The organism is Sphingomonas populi (genome assembly GCF_004208535.1).
Taxonomy (GTDB): Bacteria; Pseudomonadota; Alphaproteobacteria; order Sphingomonadales; family Sphingomonadaceae; genus Sphingomonas; species Sphingomonas populi.
Genome location: NZ_SGIS01000115.1, coordinates 1 through 2743 on the forward strand (window position 1 = coordinate 1; position 2743 = coordinate 2743).

Sequence of the window (2743 nt, forward strand, 5' to 3'; positions counted from 1 at the left end):
CCCCGCGTTCCCGCACCAGCTTCACCGCCTCGAGCTTGAACTCGCGGCTGAACTTCCGTCGTTGCATCTCCATCCTCCGGTTCCAAAAACACCTTATCTCGGTGTCCACGGAAGCGGCAGCAGCTCACAACGGCTTTCATCTGTCTCTGCAGAGATGTTGCGGGGGGCGTATCAAGACCCCTGCTCCAAGCGCAGCCATGAGCTGACATCGCTTAGGTCTGATAATGGGCGACTCCCGCCGGGCGGCTTTCCATTCTGAAACCTACCCGTCAGCTTTCGGGCGGGCCGCCTCGATGGGCGGGCCGGGAACGGGGAAGGGTGGTGGATTCCAGTCAGGCCGCTTTTACCGGATAATTCGCCTTCTTGAGTAGATCGGTGAGGATAACGTCGAGCTTGTCGTCGTTCATTCCGGGGCGACGCCAGTTCCAGATGACCTGATGGCAAGTGCTGTCAACGTTAGGAAACAAGTCGGCAAACACACGCGCTACCTGATATTTGTCGCTGTCCGGGTTTGCCGCAAGATACTCATCGAACACGACCGATGGCTTATGACCGTTCAGGATTCTGCGGGCGTCCATAGTGGCTACTTAGCGGGCTCACGAATGGCTGAAAATGGGCGCGAGCTGCCAATGCGGCTTTCCCAAAACGATGGTGGATCGGGGAAAAGGCGGTCGCCGTCTAAGCTGCTGCCATCGTTCCCGGCCGCAGATAGGCGAACATGTGCGGCGCGTACTCTGCCTTGCCGACCTCCACGCCTTGGCTGCGAAGGATCGCGTAGGCGGTGACGACGTGGAAGTAGAATTGCGGCAAAGCCCAGTCGCGCGCATATTGCTCGCCTGTCATGTCGAACGTCATGCCACCCGGCAGTTCGATCGCGACCGACATGTCTGCGCCGGCATCGAGGACATCGCTCGGCACATCCGCCAGGTACGATAGGGCGCCGTCGATCCGCGCCTTTGCATCGGCGAGCGTCCCGGGTGCGTCACCGGCGCTTCGCCCCTCAGCCGCGACGGCATCCAGCCATTCGGGAACGCGCTCGCCGCGCAACCGGAACACCGCCTCTTGCGCCTGAAACGCTGCAAAGCGGACCTGCGCCGCGAGCGGAAACATATCGGCCGCCAGTCGCGCCGCCAGCAAGGCTTCCGCCTGATCCGGCATTTGCCGCTGCGCCTTGTCCAACAAGCCGGATAGGGTTTGCAGCATGTGCTGGTAAGTCGGTACGAGCAGGTTTGTCGGGGTCATGGCAAGCATCGTACAGGACGACAACGACGGCGCAATGGCGGCTTTACCGCTTTCCCATTTGGATCCTGAAGCGGGAAAGCCGCACACCTCGTGCAGTAAAATGGAATCCACTGAACGTCGCCAATGCTGCGGTCAGGCGTTCCAACTTCTCAGAGCTTTTCCGAGATAAGACGGAGGCCAAAAGCAGCCAGCATGGTTCCAATGGCCCGCTCTATCCAAAGGCCGAAGCGGTCATACGCTGCTTGCGCCGGACGCGTGGAGAGAAGGACTGTCACCAAACCGTACCAGACAACCTCCAGCAAAAAGCCTCCAGCGAGGATCGCGAGCTTGGCCCACCCGGCGGTTTCCGGCGGAACGGCGACCGCATAAAGGCCGATGAAGAAGGCGATACCCTTCGGGTTGGACAGGTTGACGATCAACCCCATCCGCAAACCACGCAACGTTCCGCTTGGGACCGCAGCCCGATCTTGTGATGAGGTGGCCGGCGCGCTGGCGAGCCATGCTTTTACACCGAGGTAAATCAGATAGCACCCGCCGGCGATCTGGATGAGGCTCGCCAGCCAGCCAATCCGTGTCAGTACCAATGCTAACCCAGTCATGGTCAGGATGGCGTAGAAGGTCGCGGCAATAGCCAGACCGAAAGTCGCTCCAACCGCTGAGGAACGATGGCCTGCGATTGCGAGCCGGGAAATTAAAGCGAAGTTTGGCCCTGGACTCACAACCACTGCGGCATAAAGCCCGAGCGCAACCGCTATGGTTGACCATCCCGAAGTCATGCCCGCCCTTTCGCACCTGACACGTGGTTAGTGTGACCCATGCGTCGGCACGTCGCAATAGTCACCCAAACCGCATTCCCAAAAAGGAACCAGTCGCGGGATCACGGTCAATGTTCAAGCAGGCGCTGATCGTAGATCGGGGGCGTTTTCCCAAAACCTGTTCCCAAAACCATTTTCCGGAAATTGACCGATCGAGATGGAGTTACGGGAAAGCCAAGGCAACTCCGAGAGGCGCCACGCCGACCCGGGGGTCGAGTCCGGGTCGGCATAACACCCTGCGACAGTTGCAAAGGAAACCGGATGCTTGACCTGCTGAAAAAGATCTACGAGAAAAATGAGGAATTTGGCTTCTCTCAAACCGTATCGCAGGAACAGCCGCCGGAAACGTCCTCTTCACTCCATATGAGGGTCTATGAAGCCACAAAAAAACCGGCAGCCAAGCGAAATCATCCCCCGATCTACCCACTCTTTACCTTTATTGGCAATCGTCGGCCCACAGCAGGTAAATTAAAGGTCAACTGCTTCAATTCTGCCACCAAGACGAAGTAACCACGCCGGTGAACAAGCGCGTCTTCGAATTTGACTGGGCCACGAGGATCTAGTGCACTGATTCAGAGGGAAGATGCAGGCAGTCTGGCGAGCTTGTCGAGGATTTGAGCGGCGGACTTGGTCCAGACGAAGGGCTTTGGGTCGGCGTTGTGTTCCTTGAGGTAGCGATTGATGGC

At 58.6% G+C, this 2743-nt stretch carries 4 protein-coding genes; 1 reads left to right on the forward strand and 3 read right to left on the reverse strand.

Annotated elements, in window-relative coordinates; translation table 11 throughout:
- Positions 1–332 precede the first annotated feature (332 nt).
- The 3 genes from EWE75_RS24235 to EWE75_RS24245 form a co-directional block, all read right to left on the reverse strand.
- Positions 333–578 (reverse strand): hypothetical protein, encoded by a 246-nt coding sequence (locus EWE75_RS24235; protein ID WP_130160586.1) that lies wholly within the window; start codon positions 576–578, stop codon positions 333–335.
- Between the two features lie 100 nt (positions 579–678).
- Entirely contained in the window at positions 679–1242 is a 564-nt protein-coding gene (locus EWE75_RS24240; RefSeq protein ID WP_130160587.1) for a DUF1993 domain-containing protein, read from the reverse strand.
- A 149-nt stretch (positions 1243–1391) separates the two neighbouring features.
- Positions 1392–2018: a LysE family translocator gene (locus EWE75_RS24245; protein ID WP_130160588.1), complete on the reverse strand. Its 627-nt coding sequence runs from the start codon at positions 2016–2018 to the stop codon at positions 1392–1394.
- A gap of 300 nt (positions 2019–2318) precedes the next feature.
- Here EWE75_RS24245 and EWE75_RS24250 point away from each other — a divergent pair, with 300 nt between their 5' ends.
- The gene (locus EWE75_RS24250; protein WP_130160589.1) at positions 2319–2567 is read left to right on the forward strand and encodes a hypothetical protein; all 249 of its coding nucleotides are present in this window, start codon (positions 2319–2321) and stop codon (positions 2565–2567) included.
- Positions 2568–2743 lie beyond the last annotated feature (176 nt).

What these genes read in the sequence shown, in the direction of transcription:
- EWE75_RS24235 (WP_130160586.1), bottom strand. Translation starts at nt 578, where the DNA reads ATGGACGCCCGCAGAATCCTGAACGGTCATAAGCCATCGGTCGTGTTC.
- EWE75_RS24240 (WP_130160587.1), bottom strand. Translation starts at nt 1,242, where the DNA reads ATGACCCCGACAAACCTGCTCGTACCGACTTACCAGCACATGCTGCAA.
- EWE75_RS24245 (WP_130160588.1), bottom strand. Translation starts at nt 2,018, where the DNA reads ATGACTTCGGGATGGTCAACCATAGCGGTTGCGCTCGGGCTTTATGCC.
- EWE75_RS24250 (WP_130160589.1), top strand. Translation starts at nt 2,319, where the DNA reads ATGCTTGACCTGCTGAAAAAGATCTACGAGAAAAATGAGGAATTTGGC.